General features: G+C 72.0%; 17 protein-coding genes. 9 read left to right on the top strand and 8 right to left on the bottom strand.

What is annotated here, in order from left to right:
- Positions 1-45 precede the first annotated feature (45 nt).
- Positions 46-615, bottom strand: a complete 570-nt coding sequence (locus tag ACRWK8_RS07030; RefSeq protein ID WP_431869058.1) for a Chromate resistance protein ChrB — start codon at positions 613-615, stop codon at positions 46-48.
- Between the two features lie 70 nt (positions 616-685).
- Between ACRWK8_RS07030 and ACRWK8_RS07025 the strand changes: the two genes are divergently transcribed.
- A complete protein-coding gene (locus ACRWK8_RS07025) occupies positions 686-1,876 on the top strand; it encodes an MFS transporter (protein ID WP_431869056.1) in 1,191 nt (396 codons plus the stop codon).
- Here ACRWK8_RS07025 and ACRWK8_RS07020 read toward each other — a convergent pair.
- The 4 genes from ACRWK8_RS07020 to ACRWK8_RS07005 all read right to left on the bottom strand — a co-directional run bounded on the left by ACRWK8_RS07020 (position 1,851) and on the right by ACRWK8_RS07005 (position 7,487).
- Positions 1,851-2,429, bottom strand: a complete 579-nt coding sequence (locus ACRWK8_RS07020; RefSeq protein WP_431869054.1) for a rhodanese-like domain-containing protein — start codon at positions 2,427-2,429, stop codon at positions 1,851-1,853. The genes ACRWK8_RS07025 and ACRWK8_RS07020 overlap by 26 nt on opposite strands.
- 124 nt (positions 2,430-2,553) lie before the next feature.
- Positions 2,554-3,915 (bottom strand): glutamine synthetase family protein, encoded by a 1,362-nt coding sequence (locus ACRWK8_RS07015; protein ID WP_184365415.1) that lies wholly within the window; start codon positions 3,913-3,915, stop codon positions 2,554-2,556.
- 151 nt (positions 3,916-4,066) lie between these two features.
- A complete protein-coding gene (locus tag ACRWK8_RS07010) occupies positions 4,067-7,114 on the bottom strand; it encodes a helix-turn-helix transcriptional regulator (protein WP_431869051.1) in 3,048 nt (1,015 codons plus the stop codon).
- A 217-nt stretch (positions 7,115-7,331) separates the two neighbouring features.
- Complete coding sequence (locus ACRWK8_RS07005; RefSeq protein ID WP_378742653.1) at positions 7,332-7,487, bottom strand: hypothetical protein; 156 nt, start codon at positions 7,485-7,487, stop codon at positions 7,332-7,334.
- A 298-nt stretch (positions 7,488-7,785) separates the two neighbouring features.
- On the opposite strand from ACRWK8_RS07005, the gene ACRWK8_RS07000 reads away from it, so the two are divergent.
- From ACRWK8_RS07000 to ACRWK8_RS06990, 3 genes are all read left to right on the top strand, one after another.
- A complete protein-coding gene (locus ACRWK8_RS07000) occupies positions 7,786-8,394 on the top strand; it encodes a COG1361 family protein (RefSeq protein ID WP_431869049.1) in 609 nt (202 codons plus the stop codon).
- A gap of 79 nt (positions 8,395-8,473) precedes the next feature.
- On the top strand, positions 8,474-8,812 hold the full coding sequence (locus ACRWK8_RS06995; protein ID WP_378742649.1) for a hypothetical protein: 339 nt from the start codon (positions 8,474-8,476) through the stop codon (positions 8,810-8,812).
- A gap of 245 nt (positions 8,813-9,057) precedes the next feature.
- Positions 9,058-10,851, top strand: coding sequence for a carbohydrate-binding module family 20 domain-containing protein (locus ACRWK8_RS06990; protein ID WP_431869047.1), 1,794 nt, complete (start codon positions 9,058-9,060; stop codon positions 10,849-10,851).
- Positions 10,852-10,888: 37 nt separating this feature from the next.
- Here ACRWK8_RS06990 and ACRWK8_RS06985 read toward each other — a convergent pair whose 3' ends face one another.
- On the bottom strand, positions 10,889-11,461 hold the full coding sequence (locus ACRWK8_RS06985; protein WP_378742645.1) for a M15 family metallopeptidase: 573 nt from the start codon (positions 11,459-11,461) through the stop codon (positions 10,889-10,891).
- 156 nt (positions 11,462-11,617) lie between these two features.
- On the opposite strand from ACRWK8_RS06985, the gene ACRWK8_RS06980 reads away from it, so the two are divergent.
- Both ACRWK8_RS06980 and ACRWK8_RS06975 read left to right on the top strand, forming a co-directional pair.
- Positions 11,618-12,292: a response regulator transcription factor gene (locus tag ACRWK8_RS06980; protein WP_431869045.1), complete on the top strand. Its 675-nt coding sequence runs from the start codon at positions 11,618-11,620 to the stop codon at positions 12,290-12,292.
- Positions 12,289-13,416, top strand: a complete 1,128-nt coding sequence (locus ACRWK8_RS06975; protein ID WP_431869043.1) for a sensor histidine kinase — start codon at positions 12,289-12,291, stop codon at positions 13,414-13,416. The genes ACRWK8_RS06980 and ACRWK8_RS06975 overlap by 4 nt, the downstream gene beginning before the upstream one ends.
- On the opposite strand, the gene ACRWK8_RS06970 is transcribed toward ACRWK8_RS06975, so the two are convergent.
- On the bottom strand, positions 13,404-16,505 hold the full coding sequence (locus ACRWK8_RS06970; RefSeq protein ID WP_431869041.1) for a bifunctional [glutamine synthetase] adenylyltransferase/[glutamine synthetase]-adenylyl-L-tyrosine phosphorylase: 3,102 nt from the start codon (positions 16,503-16,505) through the stop codon (positions 13,404-13,406). The two genes, ACRWK8_RS06975 and ACRWK8_RS06970, sit on opposite strands and share 13 nt — an antisense overlap.
- A 113-nt stretch (positions 16,506-16,618) precedes the next feature.
- Positions 16,619-18,043: a type I glutamate--ammonia ligase gene (gene glnA, locus ACRWK8_RS06965; RefSeq protein WP_378742637.1), complete on the bottom strand. Its 1,425-nt coding sequence runs from the start codon at positions 18,041-18,043 to the stop codon at positions 16,619-16,621.
- A gap of 329 nt (positions 18,044-18,372) precedes the next feature.
- Here glnA and ACRWK8_RS06960 point away from each other — a divergent pair, with 329 nt between their 5' ends.
- From ACRWK8_RS06960 to ACRWK8_RS06950, 3 genes are all read left to right on the top strand, one after another.
- Complete coding sequence (locus ACRWK8_RS06960; RefSeq protein ID WP_378742635.1) at positions 18,373-18,879, top strand: RDD family protein; 507 nt, start codon at positions 18,373-18,375, stop codon at positions 18,877-18,879.
- A 229-nt stretch (positions 18,880-19,108) separates the two neighbouring features.
- Entirely contained in the window at positions 19,109-20,530 is a 1,422-nt protein-coding gene (locus ACRWK8_RS06955) for an LCP family protein (RefSeq protein ID WP_431869038.1), read from the top strand.
- Between the two features lie 458 nt (positions 20,531-20,988).
- Complete coding sequence (locus tag ACRWK8_RS06950; protein WP_431869114.1) at positions 20,989-22,359, top strand: LCP family protein; 1,371 nt, start codon at positions 20,989-20,991, stop codon at positions 22,357-22,359.
- Positions 22,360-22,365: the final 6 nt, after the last annotated feature.

Raw genomic sequence — 22,365 nt, 5'->3', positions numbered from 1 at the left:
GTCCGGGTTCGACCCCGCCGTACCGGGCGGGCCGCCCCGCGCCGGTCAGTGCGCCGGAGGCTCCACCGCGCCCTGGCCGTGCATCGCCGCGTAGACCAGTTCGGAGTAGGCCTCCAGGGCGTCCGCGCACGCGGTCAGGCGCTCTGCGGCGGCCCGGGCCTCGGGCAGGGCGAGGACGTCGCGCCTCCTGAGGTCGCGGAACCAACGGCGCAACCGCTCCAGGCTCTGTTCCTCCTCCTCCAGTTCCGCGAAGGTGAACTTCTCCTTGGCGATCTCCTTCGCGATCTCGGCCTCGAACCGGCCGCAGTCGCTGGTGAACTCGCCCCACTCGTCGATCCGGGCGGCCCGGAACGCGTCCTCGACGAACGCGCGCGCGTCGGCGTCCCGGGGTTCGACGTCGTAGACGGCCACCCGGCCGCCGCCCTCCACCGCCAGCTCCGTCGCGCGCTCCACGAACGGGCGGAAGGCCTCCGCCGCGGGCAGGGCCCAGGTGCCCTGGGAGACGGGCACCGCCCCCGCGCGCCGCAGTTCCCGCCAGACCGCGACCCGGTGCCGTGAGGGCTTGGCCGGGACCTGTACCACCGCGAGGATCCATCGCACCGCTTCGTCTGTCACGAACCCGACCGTAACAGTCGGGCGGAGCAGGGGAGACTTCGGGCGAGTAGCAGGTGTTACAGTCTGGTGCGTGACACAATCTCCTCCGGTGTGGTCGGTCGCACCCCTGTACCTCGCCGGGTTCACCACGGCCTTCGGCGCCCACGGCGTCGCGGGTGTCCTGGGAACCCAGAGCGACTCCCTCGGGCTCTCCCTGCTGGGCCTCGGACTCATGCTGGCCCTGTACGACGTGGCGGAGGTGGTCCTCAAGCCGGTCTTCGGAGCGCTCAGCGACCGGATCGGCGTCCGTCCGGTGATCTTCGGCGGGCTGGTCGCGTTCTCCGTGGCGTCCCTCCTGGCCCTGCTGGCGCCCACTCCGCTCGTGCTGGGGCTCGCGCGGGTCGGGCAGGGCGCGGCGGCCTCCGCGTTCTCCCCGGCGTCGTCGGCGGCGGTCGCGCGACTGGCAGGGAGGGAACGGCTGGGGCGGTCGTTCGGCCGCTACGGGGCGTGGAAGAGCCTCGGCTACGTGCTCGGTCCGCTCAGCGGTGTGGCACTGGCCCACGTGTGGGGGATCGGGGCCCTGTACCTGACGCTCGCCGTGCTCGCGGCGGGCGCGGCGGCGTGGGTGCTGCTCGCGCTCCCGGCCCTGCCGGTGGTGCCCCGGCCGCGCTACACCGTCGCCGACCTCGTCCGGCAGACCACCGAGCGCGGGTTCCTGGTCCCCACGCTGCTGCTGGCCTCCACGACCGCGATCCTCGGCGTCGCGGTCGGGTTCCTGCCGCTGCTGGCCGTGCGGCTCGACCTGCACCCGCTCGCAGGTGCGGCGGCCGTCACCCTGCTGGCCCTGGTCTCCACCATCGTCCAGCCGATCGTCGGCCGCCGACGCGACCGGCACGGGATCTCCACGCGCGACGGCGGGGCCGTCGGCCTGGGGCTGGCGGCGGCCGCCCTGCTGGCGCTGGCCCTGGCCCCGAACGTGGTCACGCTGGTCGCCGCGTCCGTGGCGATCGGCCTCATGGTCGGCACCGTCACCCCGCTGGCCTTCGCACACCTGGCCGAGACCACGCCCGAGGAGCGGCTGGGACGCACGATGGGCAACGCCGAACTCGGTCGGGAGGTAGGGGACGCCGGAGGGCCGTTGGCGGTCGGCGCGCTGGCCGCCGCCACGAGTCTGCCCGTGGCCCTCACGGCGCTCGCGGCCGCCGGGCTCGCCTCCGGGATCCTGGGGCGGGTCGCGCTCCGGGAGGGCGGGCCGGTCAGGCCCGGGAGCCCGCCCGACTGATCCGGGCCAGGGAGGCCTCGACGTCCACCCGCTCGGTCGGCCGGTTGTGGGGGAGCTTCGAGAGCAGGTACGCCATCCCGCAGGTGTTCGTGACCGCCGCGAAGGCCAGCCCGGCGCCCACGAACGCGGCCAGGAGCACGGCGGGGGTCCACCACAGACTCGCCGCCGCCGCGACCAGCACCGTCGAACCCGCCACGAGCCGCACCTGGCGGTCCAGGGCCCACCGCTCCGGACCGTGCACGGTCGGGCCCTCGGCCTGGGCCCAGGCGTTCATGCCGCCGGTCAGCACCACGGCGTCCTCCAGCCCGGAGGAGGCCAGCCGACGCCGGGCCTGCTCGGCTCGGGACCCGCTCTGGCACACCAGGACGATCTGCTCGGTGGCGTCCCGGGCGACCCTCCCGGCGTGGTGGTCGAGCTCGTCCAGCGGGAGGTTGACCGCTCCGGGGACGTGCGCGCTCTCGAACTCGGCCGGGGTGCGCACGTCCACCAGGAGCGGGGAGGACCCGCTGTCGAGCCGGGCTCTGACGGTCGCCGCGTCGACGGACTCGCTCATGTGTGTCTGACTCCAGGGGAGAAGGGGTAGTCCACGACTTTGGTAGGGATTCTACCCCCCGGGGTATGTGACGTGCTTGTCACCGATTCCGGGAATACCCCCCCGATGCGGAGTCCTGTACTGGTCAGAGCGTCGGCAGGTACCTCTGGAGCTCGTACGGGGTCACCTGGCGGCGGTAGGAGTTCCACTCCGCCTTCTTGTTGCGCAGGAAGAAGTCGAAGACGTGCTCGCCCAGCGTCTCCGCCACCAGCTCGCTGTTCTCCATCAGGCGCAGCGCCTCGTCCAGGCTCTGGGGGAGCGGCTTGATGCCCAGCGCGCGGCGCTCGGAGTCCGTGAGGGCCCAGACGTCGTCCTCGGCGCCCGGCGGCAGCTCGTAGCCCTCCTCGATCCCCTTCAGACCTGCGGCCAGGATCACCGCGTAGGCCAGGTACGGGTTGGCGGAGCTGTCCAGCGAGCGGATCTCGATCCGGCTGGAGTTCGACTTGCCGGGCTTGTACATCGGCACGCGGACCAGTGCCGAGCGGTTGTTGTGCCCCCAGCAGATGTAGGCCGGGGCCTCGCCGCCCATCCCCGCCGAGGCGGCCGGGTCGTCCCAGATGCGCTTGTAGGAGTTCACCCACTGGTTGGTGACGGCCGCGATCTCGTCGGCGTGGCGCAGCAGCCCCGCAATGAACCCGCGCCCGACCTTGGAGAGCTGGTACTCCGCTCCGGGCTCGTAGAAGGCGTTGCGGTCACCCTCGAACAGCGACAGGTGGGTGTGCATGCCCGACCCCGGGTACTGGGTGAAGGGCTTGGGCATGAAGGTGGCGTACACGCCCTGCTCCATGGCCACCTCCTTCATCACCAAACGGAAGGTCATGATGTTGTCGGCGGTGGTGAGCGCGTCCGCGTAGCGCAGGTCGATCTCCTGCTGGCCCGGGCCGCCCTCGTGGTGGCTGAACTCCACCGAGATGCCCATGGCCTCCAGCATGTTGATGGCGTTGCGCCGGAAGTCGTGCGCGCTGTTGTGCGGCGTGTGGTCGAAGTAGCCACCCGAGTCGTTGGGCTCGGGGAACTCACCGTGCTCCGGGAACTTCTTCAGGAGGTAGAACTCGATCTCGGGGTGCGTGTAGAACGTGAACCCGAGGTCGGAGGCCTTCCCGAGCTGGCGCTTGAGAACGTGCCTGGGGTCCGCCGGGGACGGCGAGCCGTCGGGCATGAGGATGTCGCAGTACATGCGCGCGGTGCCGTGCGGCTCGTTGCGCCAGGGCAGCACCTGGAACGTGGAGGGGTCGGGCTGGGCGAGCATGTCGGCCTCGTACACCCGGGCGAAGCCCTCGATGGCCGAACCGTCGAACCCGATGCCCTCGGAGAAGGCGGCCTCCAGTTCGGCGGGCGCCACCGCCACGGACTTGAGGTACCCGAGCACGTCGGTGAACCACAGCCTCACGAACCGGATGTCGCGCTCCTCCAACGTGCGGAGCACGAATTCCTGCTGTCGATTCACGATGACCCTCCTCGATGCCGGTCGGTTCCGGCCCGGTCCGCGCACGTGAGCCGTGCCGGGAACGATCTCCCGGAGCCAGTCTGCCGTGCGGATATTTCCGGGGTATTTCCGCACACGCCAACCAGCCTGCCCGGACCTCCCCGCACAGGCATTATGACCGCTGAATCAGGAGGTTCGGGACGGCTTGGGCCAGACCGAGTTCCCGGGCGCGGGCCCCCGCCGTGGCCCGGTTGGGCACACCGAGCTTCCCCAGGATGTGGGACACGTGCACGCTCGCGGTCTTGGGGCTGATGAACAGCGCCTCCGCGATCGCCGCGTTGGTCGCGCCCGTGGCCAGCAGGCGCAGCACCTCCGTCTCGCGCGGAGTCAGCCCGGCGGGTGCCGGAGGCGGGACGGACCCGCCGGAGAGACCGGCGCCGAGGCGGCGCGCCAGGTCCTCGGCGGCGCGGGCCAAGGGTGACGCACCACACGCGTCGGCGGTCGCGAAGACCAGGCGGGTCAGCTCCACGGCACGCTCCCGCTCACCGGCGGCCACCCGGGCCTCGGCCTCGCGCAGCCGGGCCCGGGCCAGGTGCAACCGCAGGGGAGTGGACTCCCAGGCCGCCGCCGCGTTGGCCCACGACGTGGCCAGGGACGGGGGCGCGGCGCCCTCGACCTCGCTGATCTGGGCCCGTACGGTCGCCGCGTGCGCCGGCCGGACCAGGCCGTTGCACGGGAGCCTCCTCGCGACGGTGCCGACCAACCCGACCACGAGCCGGGCCGTCTCCCCGAACCCCGCCTCTCCGCGCGCCCGCTCCGCGCCCAGTCGGGCGGCCTCCGCCATCCGTTCCAGCAGCGGCCACGTGTACCCCGGGGAACGCTCCAGGGCCGCCTGCTCCAGGACGTCCCTGGAGAGGGACAGCGCCTCGGCGAGGTCACCCTCGGCCAGGGCGGCGTCCAGCAGGCCCGTGGTGCGCAGCTGCACGACGTCCATCCGGTGCGCGTCCAGCATGGAACGGTCTCCGCTGGGCCCGGCCTCGGCACGCGCCGCGACCGCGTCCCCCATCGCCGCCGCGGCACGCGCCTCGACCGCCTGGACGTAGTGCTGGTGCTTGTCGTCCCCGTGCCTCCTGGCCAGGTGGCGGCGGTGGACCTCGCGGCTCTGGCGCAGGTCTCCCGTCTCGAAGAGGATCTCGGCGCGGTTCTGGTGGTGGAAGGACCGGTGGTAGGGCGCCCAGCCCCACGCCTCGTGCCGGGCCAGGGACTCCTCCAGCACGCGCAGGCCCTCCTCGTGGTGGCCGAGCTCACGCAGGAAGTGGGCGAGGTTCCCGGCTCCGCGCGCCTCCATGTAGGGCTCGCGGAGCTCGATGGCCTCCGCCATCCCCCGTTCCACCAGCGGGCGCCCGTGTTCGACGTCACCGTCCCGCATACGGACCCCGCCCAACGTGATCCGGGCGTCGGCGGCCGCGCAGCGGTCGGACACACTGCCCGTGTCGGCCGCGTCGATCGCCAGCTCGGCCAACGTCCCGAAACCGCGGCCGGTGTCGTTCAGCTCTTGGAGGACCCTCCCCTCGGGGGTCGGGTTCCGGTCCTCGCGCAGCATGGCGCTCTCCCGGGCCAGGAGAGCCAGGAGCTGGCTGTATCCGGGCATGTGCGGCGGGTGCAGTTCCAGGGCCCGGACCAGGTCCTCGACGCCGCCGGTGCACGCGTGGGAGGAGCGGGCCTGGCCCCGCTGGCGCAGCAGGACCGCCCGCGCCGTGAGGGTCCCGTCGTCGTCGGCGTCCTCGTCCAGCGTCGCCAGGGCCTCGTCGACGAGTTCCAGCGCACGCCGGTTGCGGTTGGCCGAGATCGCCGCGCCCGCGGCCCTGCTCACCACCTCCGCCCAGCTGTTCCCCTCCACCCGGTCGCTGGGGTCGGGCACCCGGTCCCACAGCGCCAGGACGCGGTCCAGCATGCCGAGGCGTTCGTCGAAGGCGAGCGTCCTGCTGGCCTGGACGGCGGCCCGCCAGGCGGCCTCCATGGCCCGGGGCAGGTCCTGCGCGGCGTGGTAGTGGTGGGCCTGCTCGGCGGCACGGCGGTCCTCGGGGACGGCGTCCGGGTACGCGTCGATGAGCTGGGCGAAGCGCAGGTGCAGCCGGGAGTGCGGCCCGGGCAGGATCTCGTCGTGCACCGCGTCGCGCAGCAGTGCGTGCCGGAAGCGGTAACCGGTGCGTCCGGGCCGCAGCACGTTGGCGTCCACCAGGGCGTGCAGGGCGGCCTCCAGGTCACGCTCGGGCAGCCCGGCCGCGTGGTGGAGCACCTCGTGCTCGATGCCGTCGGCCACGGCCCCCACCGCCGCCGCCCGCAGGACGGAGAGCGTGGTCTCGTCGAAGCGGCGCACCGGCTCCAGGAGCAGGTCGCGGAAGTGGTCGGGCAGGTCGGGGTCGTCGTCGGAGGGGCAGGTCTCGGCGGCGGCCAGGGCCTCCACGAACAACGGGACGCCCTCGCTGCGCCGGAAGAGCGTGTCCAGGGCGTCGTGCTCCAGTTCCTCGCCTCGGATCGCCGCGGCCTGGACGCCCACCTCCTCCCGGGTGAACGGCTCCAGCACGATCCGGCGCACGCCCGGCAGGCGTTCGAGCTGGGGGAGGAGCCGCCGCAGCGGGTGCGCGCGGTGCAGGTCGTCACTGCGGTAGGTGGCGACGACCTGGGTCCCGGGGCGGGAGAGGTTGCGGGCGAGGAAGGCCAACAGGTCCCGGGTGGCGCCGTCCGCCCAGTGCAGGTCCTCCAGGACGACGGTGACCCCGTCCTCCCCGGCCACCTGCTCGCACAGGCGCAGTACCTGCTCGAAGAGGATGCCCCGGTTCTCCCGGCGGTCCGAGGCGGGCTCGCCCAGCTCGGGGAGGAGCCGGGCGAACTCGCCGACCCCGCCCGGCGCGGCCGCGTCGAACGGGGCGCGTCCGCGCTCGCGCAGGATCTGGCGGAGCACGGCGGTGAAGGGGGCGTAGGACAGGCCGTCGACGCCGAGTTGCAGGCAGGCCCCGACGAACACCGTCCCGGCGGGCCGGGTGGCGGCGAACTCGGAGACCAGGCGGCTCTTGCCGACCCCCGCGTCCCCGCCCACCAGCAGTGTCTCCGGGGGGCCGGTGCGTACGCGGTCGGCCTGGTCGGCCAGGAGCCGGAGGTGGTCCCGGCGGCCGACGAAGAGGGGACTCACTGCGGAGAACAGGGGCATACCCCCCATTATGCGCGCCGGGGTCGCGGCGGCTCCGGGGTCTTCCCGGTTCGGGTCCGCTCCTCGGCACTCAGGAGACGGGCTCGGCGGTGGAGCTCGGCCCGGCGGAGGCGCTCCTGGATGATCGCCTGGGCGGTGGCCGCCCGTAGGTCTCTGAGGGGCACGGTGGTGTCCTTTCCGTGGTGTCTGTGCGGTGCTCGGGGCGGCGTGCCTGGTGCGCGCGGGGTCAGGAGGCGCGTCGGCGGCGCTTCGCGGCCCGTTCCCGGGCTCGGGCGCGGGCCTCGGCCCTGGCCCGGCGCACCGCCGTGAGCTGCTCGCTGCGACGGGCGGCGGCCTCGGAGCGGGCGCGGTCGTCCCTGAGGACGAAGTCGGGGTGGAACACGGTGCTGCCCTTCCGCTGTGCGGCGGGACCCGTGTCCCGCCCGATGACCTCCACGATCCGGCTGAGAACGGAGTCGGCGCATCGGGAGGAATCAGTGGATCGGCCGCCAAAGCGTCGGACGGCCTCCTAAGAGGGGTGAGATCCGTCCTAAGAACCCTCGTGAGTCCCGCCGATTCGCCAAACGCCCCGGAGGTTCCTTGACTCCGGTGCCTCGGGGCGGGCAAGTGTGTGGGGGCTGGGCGTCTCCTCCCGGGGGTGCTCCGGCCAGCACTGATGGCGGATCTCAGGAGGTCGTGGGATGACTCGGGTCGCTTGCGGGACCGACCGACGGGGCGCGTTCGGGCGAAGGGCCGCAGGGGTGGTCGCCGGGCTGGCCCTCGCCGGGCTGTGCGCGGCCCCCGCCTCGGCGGACGACGGCGGGGACGCGGTGGGGCTGTCCCTGTCCGGGGTGGACCGGTCGCCGCTCCCCGGCGAGGAGGTCGTCTACCGGGCCACCGTGGTCAACGGCGGAGCCGGGGAGGTCGAGGAGGGGCTGCTCGCACAGCACGTGCCCGAACCCCTCGATGTCCGGGAGGTCGGCCAAGGCGGGATCGTCGAGGAGGGCGTCGCCAACTGGAGGGTGGACCTGCCGGAGGACGGGGAGGCCGCCTACACCGTCCGGGTCCGGGTGCCGGAGGACGCCGAGCCGGGGGAGCGGGTGGTGAGCACCGCCTGCCTGCTGTTGGACCGGGACGGCGATCCCGTGGCCTGCGCGAGCGACACCCTGCTGGTCGGGGACCGAACGGTGCTCTCGAAGATGGGGGAGATGGTGGACCGGGACGGCCTGGTCCGCGCGGTGGGCGTGGGGGTGCTGATGGTGCTGGTGTGGCTGATGTGGCGACAGTGGGGCGCCTCACGCGGCACCTGACCCGACGGGTGTCCGATTTGTTACGTCAGGGCGTCAGCAAGACGCGGGCTTCAACTACAACGCGTAGTAGTCTAAGCGTATGGACTTCCTTTACTCCGCGCTCGTGTTCCTGCACATGATCGGCCTGGCCGGGATCATCGCCGGTTTCCTCATGCAGCTGATGACCGACAACGTCAAGGCGACCAAGGTGCTGCTGCACAGCGCCCTGCTCCAGTTCGTCACGGGCCTCCTGCTGGTCGGTGTGGCCGAGATGGCCGACATCGGCGAACTCAACCACGTCAAGATCGGCGTGAAGCTCGTGATCGCCCTGAGCGTCGTGGTCGTCGGTGTGCTCAACCTGCGCAAGCCCGCGAAGAACCTGGCGATCATCGCCGGTGTCCTGGCCATCGTCAACATCGGTGTCGCGGTCTTCTGGTAGACGCCCGCCGACCCGCCCGCACGGGTCTGCCGCCGGTGGCGGTCCGGAGTGCTCCGGACCGCCACCGGCTTTTTCGTCTGGAAAATCTTGCAGGCCCTTTCGTCCAGATCAGGGCTGCATTTCCGGGTGATCCGGTGTTCACGTGGTGTTCACAGGTCGAGGTCGGTCTGTTACCTTCGTCACCTCAACGCAAACTCTTGCGCAAACTGCAAGAGCATGCGGCACCTCCCCCCCAAGGAGCGCACATGAGAACACCCCGCGTCGGCGCCCTCCTCGGAGCGGCCCTGATGGGAGCCGCCCTGTTGGCGGTACCCGGCCAGGCCGCCACCCAGGACGCCGCACCCGTCTCCGCGCAGAACGCCAACGACGACACGATCGTCCACCTCTTCCAGTGGAACTGGGACTCCGTCGCCGCCGAGTGCGCCGAATTCCTCGGCCCCGCCGGGTACGGCGGCGTCCAGGTCTCCCCGCCCCAGGAACACGTGGTCGTCCCCTTCTCCGAGGGCGGCAACCACCCCTGGTGGCAGGACTACCAGCCGGTCTCCTACCGGATCGACAACACCCGGCGCGGCACCGCCGAGGACTTCCAGGCGATGGTCTCCACGTGTGCCGACAACGGCGTCCGGATCTACGTGGACGCCGTCATCAACCACATGACCGGACCGGCCGAGGGCACCAGCACCGGCAGCGCCGGCACCGAGTGGGAGCGCTACGAGTACCCCGACCTGTTCGGGGACGGCACGGCCGCCTACTCCTACGACGACTTCGGTCCCTGCTACGACACCATCGAGAACTGGAACGACAAGGACGAGGTGCAGAACTGCCAGCTCCTCGACCTGGCCGACCTGGACACCGGCTCCCCGCACGTCCGTGACCAGATCGTCCGGTACCTCAACGGCCTGGTGGCCATGGGGGTCGGCGGCTTCCGGGTGGACGCCTCCAAGCACGTCCCCGAGGACGACATGGGCGCCATCATCGGGGCCCTGGACGACGTCCCCGGGTTCGGCGGCGCCCCCCGGGTGTTCCACGAGGTCTACGGCGACCAGACCATCCCCTACACCGCTTACACGCCCTACGGGCAGGTCACCAACTTCGACTACAAGCGCTCCGTCGCCTCCGGCTTCGCCAACGGTGACATCGCCGGGCTCACCGACATGCCCGACCACGGCGGCCTCACCTCCGACGAGGCCGTGGTCTTCGTCGACAACCACGACACCCAGCGCTACGAGCCGACCCTCACCTACGTGGACGGCGACCGCTACTACCTCGCCACCGCGTTCATGCTCGCCCACCCCTACGGCACCCCCGTGGTGATGTCCAGCTACGACTTCGAGGGCAACGTGACCGAGGGCCCGCCCAGCGCGGCCCAGGACGGCAACCCCGCCGGGTGGATCACCGAGGACAGCGACTGCTCCGGCGCCGCGTGGGTCTGCGAGCACCGGAACGAGGCCGTCAGCGGCATGGTGGCCTTCCGGTCGGCGGTGGGGGACTCCGGCCTCACCGAACGGGCCCGCGACGGATCCTCCCGTGTGGCCTTCGACCGGGGCGAGGCCGGGTTCGCCGCCTTCAACGCCTCGGGCGGAGACTGGGCCCTGACCGCCCCGACGTCGCTCCCGGACGGCGAGTACGACAACGCGTCCGGACCCGGCACCGCCACGGTCTCCTCGGGCCAGGTCAGCGCGACCGTCCCCGCCGACGGCGCCCTGGCGCTGCACGTGGGCGGCGAGTGCGAGCAGGACTGCGGCGGAGGTCCGGGCGAGCCGGGCGAGCCCGGCGACACCCTGACCGCGACGGTCGAGACCCGGCCCGGTCAGGAGGTGTTCGTCGTCGGCTCCACCCCCGAACTGGGGTCGTGGAACCCGGCGGACGGCGCCCCGCTGAGCACCGACGCGTCCACCTACCCGCAGTGGTCCGGCCGTGTCACCCTCGGCGCCGACACCGAGTGGAAGCTGGTCCGGGTGTCCCCGGACGGCGCGGACTGGGAGCCCGGCGCCAACCGCGTCGGCCCGGCCACCACCGTCACCTGGGGTCAGCGCTGAGGCCACCGGGCGTCCCCACGGGGGCGCCCGGTCCGGCTCACCCCGCCGAGGCGTCCTCCTTCGGCGCCGGGCAGGTCCCGCCCGGGTCCACCGCGAGCTCGTAGTGCCACACCTCGTTGGCGTAGGTCTGGCAGAGCCCGAACCGCGCCCCGTGCTGGGCGAACCAGTACGCGGCGTCGGTGCGGCCCACGTCCACCGCCTCCCCCGTGACGTGCGAGGAGTCCTCGGGGGAGGCCACCCACCGGGCCGCCTCCTCCTCGCTCCCGTACACCCCCACGGCCGACTCCAGCAGGAACCGCTGATAGCGCTCGCTGCGCCATCCGCTGGTCACCAGCACCTCGATGCCGTCCTCCTCCAGAGCGGCCCCGGCGGCCTCTCGGACCGCCGCCACCAGGTCCGGGTCCAGCTCGGACAGCGCGGGCACGTCCTCGTCGGGGTCCAGGCCCCCGCCCTCGGGGACGAACCCGTCGCCCTCGCCCAACGGGGTCAGCCGGGTCACCGGGAGGCCGGTCCGCGCCTTCCCCCCGTCGGCCGCCCCGGCCGAGGCGCACCCCGCCAGGGTCAGGACGGCCACGGCGACGGTGGCCAGAACGGTCGGTCGACGGCACATGGGACGTCCCTCCTCCGTGGACCGGACCCCGTGTCCGGTACCGAAGGCCCCAGGTCACCAGGGACGGTGTTGCGCGGATGTGTGCGGACGAGCCAACACTTCCGCAACACCGCCCCTGCCTAGACTGGGCCGTCGGCCGAGGGACGGGGGAAGCGCATGCGCGTGCTGGTGGTCGAGGACGAGGTCTTCATGGCGGAGGCACTCCAGGCGGGTCTGCGCCACGAGGCCATCGCCGCCGACGTCGCCCTGGACGGTGACGCGGCCCTGGAACGGATCGGGGTCAACGACTACGACGTGGTCGTTCTCGACCGGGACCTCCCCGGAACCCACGGCGACCAGGTGTGCGCGCTCATCGCCCGCGACCACCCCGGTACACGGGTGCTCATGCTCACCGCCGCCGCGCGGCTCCGTGACAAGGTGGACGGCTTCGCCCTGGGCGCCGACGACTACCTCACCAAACCCTTCGCGGTCGAGGAGCTGGTCATGCGCCTGCGCGCGCTGGCCCGGCGACCCGCCGCCACGGTCCAGCCGGTGCTGGAGCGGGGCGACCTGCGTCTGGACCCCTACCGCCGGGAGGCCCACCGTTCCGGCCGCTACCTCCGGCTGCCCCGCAAGCAGTTCGCCGTCCTCGAACTGCTCATGCGGGCGGACGGGGGAGCGGTCAGCGCGGAGACCCTCCTGGAGAAGGTCTGGGACGAGCACGCCGACCCCTTCACCAGCGCGCCCCGGGTGACGGTGTCCCAACTCCGCCGGGTGCTGGGGGAACCGGACCCCATCGTGACCGTTCCCGGCGTGGGCTACCGCCTGGTGGTCCCCGGGGAGGCCCGGTGAACGGCGTGCGGGTACGGGTCAGCGCCCGCCTGCGCCTCACCCTGGGCTACGCCGGGTTCCTGGTCGTGGCGGGCCTGGCCGTGCTGGCCGGGGTGTACGTGGTGCTGCGGTACGTGCCCGACTACCCGCTCACCGCCGCCAACCCCAGCGACCTCGGGCAGCCCATCGCGGCCCGCGCCCAGATCCTGGAGGCCGTCGTCCGCGTCTCCGGCGGCGTCCTGCTGGTGCTGGCCGTGATCGGGCTGGTCGGCGGCTGGTACCTGGCGGGGTGGGTGCTGCGGCCCCTGAACCGGATCAACGAGGCCGTGCTGGCCGCCACGACCGGGCGGCTCGGGCACCGCGTCGCGCTCTCCGGCCGCAACGACGAGTTCCGCCAGCTGGCCGACGCCTTCGACCACATGCTGGACCGCCTCCAGGACGCCTTCGAGGCGCAGGAGAGGTTCGCCGCCAACGCCTCCCACGAACTCCGCACCCCGCTGGCGGTCAACGCGACCCTCCTGGACGTGGCCCGGCGCGACCCCGAGGGCCAGGACCACCCGCGCCTGCTCGAACGCCTGGACCTCACCAACGCCCGGGCGATCGCCCTCACCGAGGCGCTGCTGCGGCTGGCCGACGCCAACGCCGTCACCGCCGTGTCCGCACCCGCGGACCTCGCCGAGATCGCGCGCGAGGTCGCGGCGGAGACCGCCGAGGAGGCGCGTCAGGCGGGGGTGCGACTGGACCACGCGCTCTCCCCGGCCCCGGTGGTCGGTGACACCGCGCTGCTCACCCAGCTCACCGAGAACCTGGTGCGCAACGCCCTGAGGCACAACCTCCAGGGCCCGGGTGGGACCGCCCACGTCACCACCGACCGCGACCCGCGCACCGGCGGCGTCGTCCTGAGGGTCGAGAACACCGGCCCCGTGTACACCCCGGAGGCCGCCGCCCGCCTGCACGAACCCTTCCTGCGCGGTGCGGGACGGGTCGGTACCGGTCAGGGACACGGGCTCGGTCTGGCTCTGGTGGCCCGGGTCGCGCAGGTCCACGGCGGCACCCTGGACCTGCGCCCACGCGGGGCCGACCAGGGAGGGGGTCTCACCGTCACGGTCACCCTCCCCGCCCGGGACACCCGTCAGTCGTCGTAGAAGGCCCGTTCCATCACCGCGCGCGCCCGCCGGGTCGTGCGCAGGTAGGACTCGGTCAGCTGCTCCGCCGGACCCTCGGGCTCGGGACCCTCCGCCGCCGCGCCGTCCTCCTCGGCACCCTCGCCGTCCGTGTCGGCCCCGTCCCCGTCGCCGTACCCCATGGCCTGGGCCAGCGCCGCGCGCACCCGCAGGTCGTGCGGGATCGAGTCGCCGCCCCGGCCGCGTACCAGCATCACCATGCCGCGCACCCGCGAGGCCAGCCGCCACGACCGTTCCAGCACCACACCGTCGTCGGCGGCCAGGAACCCGTGCGCCACCGCCACCGCCAGTGCGGGCAGCGTCTGCGGGGTACGCAGGTCCGGGAACTCGTGCGCGTGCCGCAGCTGCACCAGCTGCGCCACCCACTCCACGTCCGACAGCCCGCCCCGGCCCAGCTTCGTGTGCAGGGTCGGGTCCGCCCCGCGCGGCAGCCGCTCGGCCTCCATACGTGCCTTGAGCTTGCGGATCTCCAACACGGACGCGGGGGAGACGCCCCCCACCGGATAGCGGATCGGGTCGATCAGCGCCACGAACGCCGAACGCAGCCCCTCGTCACCGGCGATCGGCCGCGCCCGCAGCAGCGCCTGGCTCTCCCACACCTGCGACCAGCGCCCGTAGTAGGCGGCGTAGGAGTCCAGCGTGCGCACCACCGGCCCGCTGCGACCCTCCGGGCGCAGGTCCGTGTCGACCTTCAGCGCGGGCTCGGCCTGCGGCATCTCCAGCAGCCGGGCCAGTTCCCGCACGATCGCCATGGCCTGCTTGGTGGCCGCGCCCGAGTCCACGTCCGGCATGGGGTCGTGCACGTACATCACGTCGGCGTCGCTGGCGTAGGTCAGCTCACCACCGCCGAACCGGCCCATCGCCACCACGCACACCCGGGTGAGCACCTCGCCGCCGGACTCGGAGATCACCTTGGTGTAGGCCGCGCGCAGGGCGGCGTCGATGGTGACCTCCGCGATCCCGGTGAGGGCCCGGCCCACCTCCTCGACCGAGCACACGCCCAGCAGGTCGGCGGCGGCCGTGCGCAGCAGCTCCCGCCGGCGCAGCGCCCGCACCGCCGACACCGCCTCCTCCGGGGTGTCGTAGCGGCGCAGGGCCGCGTCGGCCTCGGCCATCAGCGACCTGCGCTCGCGCCGTCGGAGGTCGGCGTCGTCGCCCAGCATGGCCACCGCCTCCGGGGCCCGCAGCAGCAGTTCGGTCACGTACCGGCTGGTCCCCAGCAGCCACGCCATCCGCTCGGCCACCCGGACGTCGTCGCGCAGCAGCCGGAGGTACCAGGGCGTGGTGCCCAGCGCGTCGCTGACCTGACGGAACCCGAGCAGTCCCGCGTCCGGGTCGGGGGAGTCCGCGAACCAGCCCAGCATCACCGGCAGCAGTGTGCGCTGGATGGCCGCGCGCCGGGACAGCCCCGACGTCAGCGACTGAAGGTGGCGCAGCGCCCCGCGCGGGTCCACGAAGCCCAGCGCCCCCAGCCGCTCCACGGCCTGGTCGGCGGAGAGCCGGATCTCGTCCTCGGGCAGGGCGGCCACCGCGTTCAGCAGCGGGCGGTAGAAGAGCTTCTCGTGCAGGCGCCGCACCTCCGCAGACACCCGCTTGCGCGCATCGGTCAGCTCGCGCACCGAGTCGGCGGTGAACCCCAGGGCACGGCCCAGCTGCCGCAGCCGTGACGGACCGTCGGCGGCCTGGGGATCGGGCATCAGGTGGGTCCGGCGCAGCCGCTCCAGCTGCAGCAGGTGCTCCACCCGCCGCAGGAAGCGGTAGGCGTCGGACAGCCCCGCCGCGTCCCGCCGCCCCACGTAGCCGTACTCCGACAGCGCCGAGAGCGCCTGGAGGGTGTTGCCCGACCTCAGGCGCTCGTCCGAACGCCCGTGCACCAGCTGGAGCAGCTGCACGGAGAACTCGATGTCGCGCAGCCCCCCGGGCCCCAGCTTCAGTTCGTGCTCGGCCTGCCCGGCGGGGATGTGCGCCACCACCCGGCGGCGCATGGCCTGCACGTCCTCCACGAAGTCCTTGCGGCCGGAGGCCTCCCACACCAGCGGTGCGATGGCCTCCGCGTACCGCCGTCCCAGCTCCTCGTCACCGGCGATCGGCCGGGCCTTGAGCAACGCCTGGAACTCCCAGGTCTTGGCCCAGCGCTCGTAGTAAGCCAGGTGCCCCGCGAGCGGCCGGACCAGGGGACCGTTACGGCCCTCCGGACGCAGGGCCGGGTCCACCTCCCACAGGGTGCCCTCCGCGTCGGTCTCCGACGGGACGCGCATCATGGCGGTCGCGAGCCGGGTGGCGGCCCGCTGGGCCTCCTGGTCGTCGGCGGGCGCACCGTCGGCGCCGGTGGCGGGCTCGGCCACGAACACCACGTCCACGTCACTGACGTAGTTCAGTTCACGGCCGCCGCACTTGCCCATCCCGATCACGCTCAGACGGCACAGCGCGGCGTCCTCGGGGGACTCCGCGCGGGCCACCGCGAGCGCCGCGTCCAGGGTCGCCGCCGCCAGGTCGGCAAGCTCGGCGGCGACCTCGTCCACGGTGTTCACCCCGGTCAGGTCCCGCCCGGCCAGCCGCAGCACACGGCGCCGGTAGGCCACCCGCAGCGTGTGCCGCAGCACGGCCGAGGCCTCCCCCTCCTCGCCCTGCCCCAGAGAGAGGTCGGCCGTCGGAGCGGGCTCGTCGGGGCACGCGCCCACGGTGTGCATCAGCCCCCGGCGCAGCTCCTCGCGGTCCGGGGTGCGCGCGGCGTCGGCGCCGCGCAGCTCACGCCAGTCACCGGGGTGCCGCACCAGGTGGTCGGTGAGCGCCGTGCTGGCCCCCAGGACACGGCACAGCCGGGTGCGCAGGTCGCGTTCCTCGCGGAGGGCGACACGCACCTCCTCCGGGTCCGGCGCGACCTCCAGCAGCCGGAGGAGGCCCAGCAGCGCCTGGTCCGGGTCGGCCGCCGCTGCGAGAGCACCGATCACCTCGGTGTCGGCCAGGGCGTCCAGCCCCGCCTCCTCCACCAGCCGCAGGGCCCGGGTGCTGTCACTGAAACCGCGTCGAGCGAGCGCGCCCGCTGTCATGTTGGTTCTTCCGTCCCTTGCCACGCGTCAACGGTAGCCGTATCGGGGATCCGGACCCCGGAACCGGCTCGGGGCCGGTACCCGAACTGGATACCGGCCCCGAGGGGGTGTGACTAGATGTCGTAGTAGAGCTCGAACTCGCGCGGGTGCGGGCGCAGGCGCAGGGAGTCGATCTCCTCGGTGCGCTTGTAGTCGATGTAGGTCTCGATGAGGTCCTTGGTGAAGACCCCGCCCTCCAGCAGGAACTCGTGGTCGGCCTCCAGGGCCTCCAGAGCGGCCTCCAGGGACGCCGGGACCGTCTCGATCGCCGCGGCTTCGGCCGGGGGCAGCTCGTACAGGTCCTTGTCGACCGGCTCCGGCGGCTCGATCTTGTTCTTGATGCCGTCCAGACCCGCCATGAGCATGGCGGAGAAGGCCAGGTACGGGTTGGCCGAGGGGTCCGGCACCCGGAACTCGATGCGCTTGGCCTTCGGGTTGGAGCCGGTGAGCGGCAGGCGGATGCAGGCCGAACGGTTCCGCTGGCTGTAGACCAGGTTGATCGGGGCCTCGTAGCCCGGCACCAGGCGGTGGAAGGAGTTCACCGTCGGGTTGGTGAAGGCCAGCAGCGCCGAGGCGTGCTTGAGCAGACCACCGATGTAGTGGCGGGCCGTGTCCGAGAGCTGGCCGTAGCCGGCCTCGTCGAAGAACAGCGGCGCGCCGTCCTTCCACAGGCTCTGGTGGCAGTGCATGCCCGAACCGTTGTCACCGAAGAGCGGCTTCGGCATGAACGTGGCGGTCTTGCCCGCCTCGTTCGCCACGTTCTTCACGATGTACTTGTACAGCTGGACCTTGTCGGCCTGCTGGAGCAGCGTGCCGAACTTGATGCCGATCTCGGCCTGGCCGGCGGTGCCGACCTCGTGGTGCTGGAGCTCCACCTCGATACCGGAGTCGATCAGGGTCCGCACCATGTCCGAGCGCAGGTCGCTGTAGTGGTCGACCGGCTCGACGGGGAAGTAGCCGCCCTTGAAGCGCGGACGGTAGCCGCGGTTGCCGCCCTCGATCGCGGAGCCGGTGTTCCAGGCGCCCTCGATCGAGTCGATCTCGTAGTAGCCGGTGTTCGCGCGCGTCTCGAACTTGACGTCGTCGAAGATGTAGAACTCGGCCTCGGGGCCGAAGAAGGCGGTGTCGGCCACACCGGAGCCCGTGAGGTAGGCCTCGGCCTTGCGGGCGACGTTGCGCGGGTCGCGGCTGTACGACTCCAGCGTGAGCGGGTCGTGGACGAAGAACGTCATGTTCAGCGTCTTGTGCTTGCGGAACGGGTCCAGGACACCGGTGCTCAGGTCGGGCAGGAGCAGCATGTCGGACTCGTGGATGGCCTGGAACCCGCGGATCGAGGAACCGTCGAACATCTGACCATCGGTGAACGTGGACGCGTCCACGTTCTCGACCGGGAGGGTAACGTGGTTGACGCCCCCGAACAGGTCCGTGAACCGGACGTCGAAGAACTTGACGTCCTCATCTCGGATGTAGGCGAGCACCTCGTCGACGCTGCTGAACAAAACGGAACCTCCGTGCAGATAGCTGAGACGGCGGGTTCGCGGCCCGCGCCATCGCGGCCGTGTCGAACCACGCGCCGTCTCCCGGCCTCGTCATCGAAGCTAGGAGCGCGTGATTTCCACGCCGTGTCTCTATTGTTTCCTGCATGTTACGGAGCCGGTCGCCCGGGTTGGCCGGTGGTCCCGGAACGGTGATTCCGCCTGTTTCGGGGCGAAACCGGGGCGTCGGCGGCCTTCGGAGTGACCTGTGCCACGCGCCCTCCGTCCGCATGTCACCGGCGTCGAGCGGACCCGCGCGCGGGGGGTGACACGGGGCGGATAACGTGAAAAACATGAGCGACAAGAGCCGGAGCGGCGCCCCCACGGTCTCCGATGACGACTTCCGTTACCGCGGCAACCGGCTGGGTCTGCCCGAGAGCGGCAGCGGGTCGGTGCCCGGGGTCATGCGCCGCCTGGTCGGCCTCGCCCTCGACTGGGCCATCTCCGCGATGCTGGTGTGGGTCGCGCTCAGCTTCGGGCTCATCGGTCAGGAACTGGCCGCAGCGGCGGCGGCAGGGGGCGACCCCGAGGCCATCGCCCTCACCAACTTCACCACCCTGTCCACCTTGGTGGTGTTCGCGGCGATGAACCTCCTCCTGCTGACCATGTTCGGCACGACGATCGGACGCCGACTCGTCGGGATCGGTATCACCGCCACCGGTGAGCGCGGCTGGCCCTGGATCGCCTCCATGGCCGTGCGCACCCTGCTGTTGTGCCTGGTGATCCCGGCCGTGGTCTACGACCGTGACACCCGGGGCCTGCACGACCGCGCGGCCGGGACCGTCGCGACCCGTTACTGAGCGCACTCGCGCGGTCCCACGCTCCCCGCACGCCATGCGCACGCGCGTGCGAACCCGTACCGAGCTGCTGTTAGCATCCGTTCACGGCATTCCCGCAGGGACCCCCGCGACCTCGGGCCGTGTACCGCACGTCGACGCCCCGCCACTCCGGCGGGTGTGCCGTCCGGACGCGCCCTGGCTGCCCTGAACCCGCCCCCCTCAAGGTCTCCTCGCACCCTCGAAGGTTCGCATGGCTGGAAGACGCTCCGCCCCTCGCAACACCGGTGCCCTCAGCACCGCCCGGTTGTCCGCCGGACAGTGGGTCGCGTGCGTCGCGACCGCGCTGGCCATCATCGCCAGCCTCGGCGGTTACGGCTGGTACCAGGGTCTGATCGGCAACATCACGACCGCCCAGGTGGACACCGACGAGTGGGACCGGCCCACGAGCGTCGAGGGCGTCATGAACATCCTCATCATCGGCTCGGACGTGCGCTCGGGGGAGAACGCCGAGTACGGCGAGGTCGAGGGCGAGCGTCCGGACACGATGCTCATCGCGAGCATCAACGTGGACAACGGCGCGGCGACCCTGGTGAACCTGCCCCGCGACCTCATGGTCGACCTGCCCGGCTGCGAGGCGACGGAGGGCTACGAGGGCATGCAGGCCCAGCAGGGCATGATCAACTCCGCCATGACCTTCGGCGGGGTGGGCTGCCAGTGGCAGGCGGTCGAGCAGGTCACGGGTGTGCACCTGGACCACTTCCTGATGATGGACTTCGTCGGTTTCAAGGACATGGTGGACGCCATCGGCGGCGTCGAGATGTGCATCCCCGAACCGGTGGACGACCCCAAGGCGCACCTGGTGCTCGACGCCGGGCTCCAGACCCTGGACGGTGAGGACTCGCTCGGCTTCGTCCGCTCGCGCTACTCCCAGGGCGACGGCAGCGACCTGTCCCGGATCGACCGCCAGCAGGAGTTCATGGGCGCCATGCTCCGCGAGGTGCTCAGCAGCGACGTGATGACCAGCCCCGTCACCATCACCCGCTTCCTGGGCGCCGTCACCGACTCGATCACCACCGACGAGGAGCTGACGGTGGACACCATGGCCGACATCGCCATCTCGATGCGCGAGGTCGACCTGGACCGGGTCCAGTTCGTCACGGTTCCCAACGGCGCCCACCCGGCCGACGAGAACCGCATCATCATGAGTGACGCGGCCCCGGCCCTGTTCGAGGCGATCAACAACGGCGAGGACCTCGGCGGCGACGGCGACGGCGACGCGAAGGACGACGACCAGGCCGAGGACGTCACGGTCGAGCCCGGCGACGTCTCGGTCGAGATCGCCAACAACACCGGAATCGACGGCCTCGCCCTGGAGATCCAGGCCGTCCTGGTCCAGGAGGGCTTCGTGGTCACGGGGGTCGGCAACCCCGAGGCCCGTGTTCCCGAACTCACCACCGTCTACCACGGTCCGGGGGACGAGGCCGCGGCCAAGCTGCTCGCGGACAGCCTCACCAACGCCCAGACCGAGGAGGCCGAGGGCCTGGAACAGACCCTCGAACTCGTCGCCGGATCGGACTGGGAGGGCTTCGGCGGCTCCTCCTCCGGGAGTGACCTGTCCATCACCGACGACCTCGGCGGCGTCACCGCCGAGAAGCAGGAAAGCGCCTGCTAGGCCGTGTTTTGTGGATCATTCCGCGCTCGCGTTGCCAGGCTGCCTCTCGCCGCGCCGATGAAGCTCGGACAGCCAAACCCGGGCGGGCCCCCGCTGTGCGAAGCTGCGGAGCTCGCGTAGCAGGGCACAGTAGGGGCAGCTTCACTCATCGTCTTGCGAGAGATTGCCTGACGGCCGCTCGCATCGATGGCGGCTCCGCCGCCACCGGCGAAAGCATCCACAAAAACACGCCCTAGACCACGATCTCGCGGGGGCGCCCTGACCGGGGCGCCCCCGTTCTCGTGAGCGGGGTCTGACACAACGAGACCGTTCCGGTACCATCCGGGGGGTTACGTCCGAGTAGTCAGGGGGAGCCCCCCGTGACTGGTTTCCCTCCGGGCGCTTTCTCCTCTCATGTCCCAGATCGGATCGCAGGTGCCCTCTTGGCTCCAGGAAACGTGTCGAAGGCCGCCGCCGGGATGACCCTCGGCAAGTGGGCGGCGTGCGGGATGACCGGGGTGGTCATCGCCGGGAGTCTGGCTGGCTACGGCATCTACCAGGACGTCTTCGCCCTCGACACCGCCGAGATCGACACCGACGGCTGGGGTGACCGGCCCGCCCAGGTGGACGGGGTGCACAACATCCTGCTCCTGGGCACCGACGAGCGGGCGGGGGACGACGCTGGCTACAACGAGCTGAACGGCATCCGCCCCGACGTCCTGGTGGTCGTCAGCATCGACGTCGACGCGGGCGGGGTGACCATGGTGAACCTCCCCCGCGACACGATGGTCGAGATCCCGCCCTGCGCCGGAGGCGACGAGGGCGAGGGCTGGAACGGCGGCGTCGACCAGCTCAACCACGCGATGACCTACGGCGGCATGGACTGCCAGGGCAACACGGTGGAGACCGTCACCGGCATCCACCTCGACCACATGGTCCTGGTGGACTTCGCCGGGTTCGAGAACATCGTGGACTCGATCGGCGGCATCGAGATGTGCGTCCCCGAGCCCATCGACGACCCCAAGGCGCACCTGGTGCTGGACGCCGGACTCCAGCGGCTCGACGGGGAACAGGCCCTGGGGCTGGCGCGCTCCCGCGACAGCGCGGAGAACGGCAGCGACCTGGGTCGGATCGAGAACCAGCAGCGCATGATCGGCGCGATCCTGCGCGAGGTCACCGAGGGCGAGATCCTGTCGAGCCCCAGCACCCTCTACGGCTTCCTGGACTCCATCACCGACAGCCTGACCACCGACAGCGAGTTCGGCACCGACAAGATGACCGAGCTGGCCGTCGCCATGCGCGAGGTCGACCTGGGCCGCATGAACATGGTCACCGCCCCGGTCACGGACTACCCCGCCGACGCCAACAAGGTCGCGCTGGAGGAGACCGCCGCCCAGGAGCTGTTCACGGCGGTGGCGTCGGGTGAGATGACCGAGGGCTCCGGGGACGACGAGGCGGAGGCGGAGGACTCCGGCGGCGTCGCGCCCTCCGAGGTGTCCCTGCGGGTCCTCAACAACACCGGGATCGACGGTCTGGGCAACCAGGTCCAGGGACTCCTGGAGGCGGAGGGGTTCGTGGTCACCGAGTCCACCAACCCCGAGCTGCGCGCCCCCGACGCGACCACGGTCTACCACGGGCCCGACCGCGCCGAGCACGCCGAGGTCCTGGCCTCCGCCCTGTCCGTCGCGGAGGTGGTCGAGGAGCCCTCGCTCGGGGACGACCTGGAACTGGTCATGGGCGGCGCCGACTGGGACGGCCTGGCCGGCGGCGGGCAGCCCGGAAGTGAGGGCGGATCCGCCGACGACATCGAGACCACCTCCGCCGCCGAGGACGAGGTCAGCTGCTCCTAGGTTCTC

It is taken from the genome of Nocardiopsis eucommiae (genome assembly GCF_965344335.1).
Classification (GTDB): Bacteria; Actinomycetota; Actinomycetes; order Streptosporangiales; family Streptosporangiaceae; genus Nocardiopsis; species Nocardiopsis eucommiae.
This window is presented reverse-complemented; position numbering and strand designations above follow the sequence as displayed.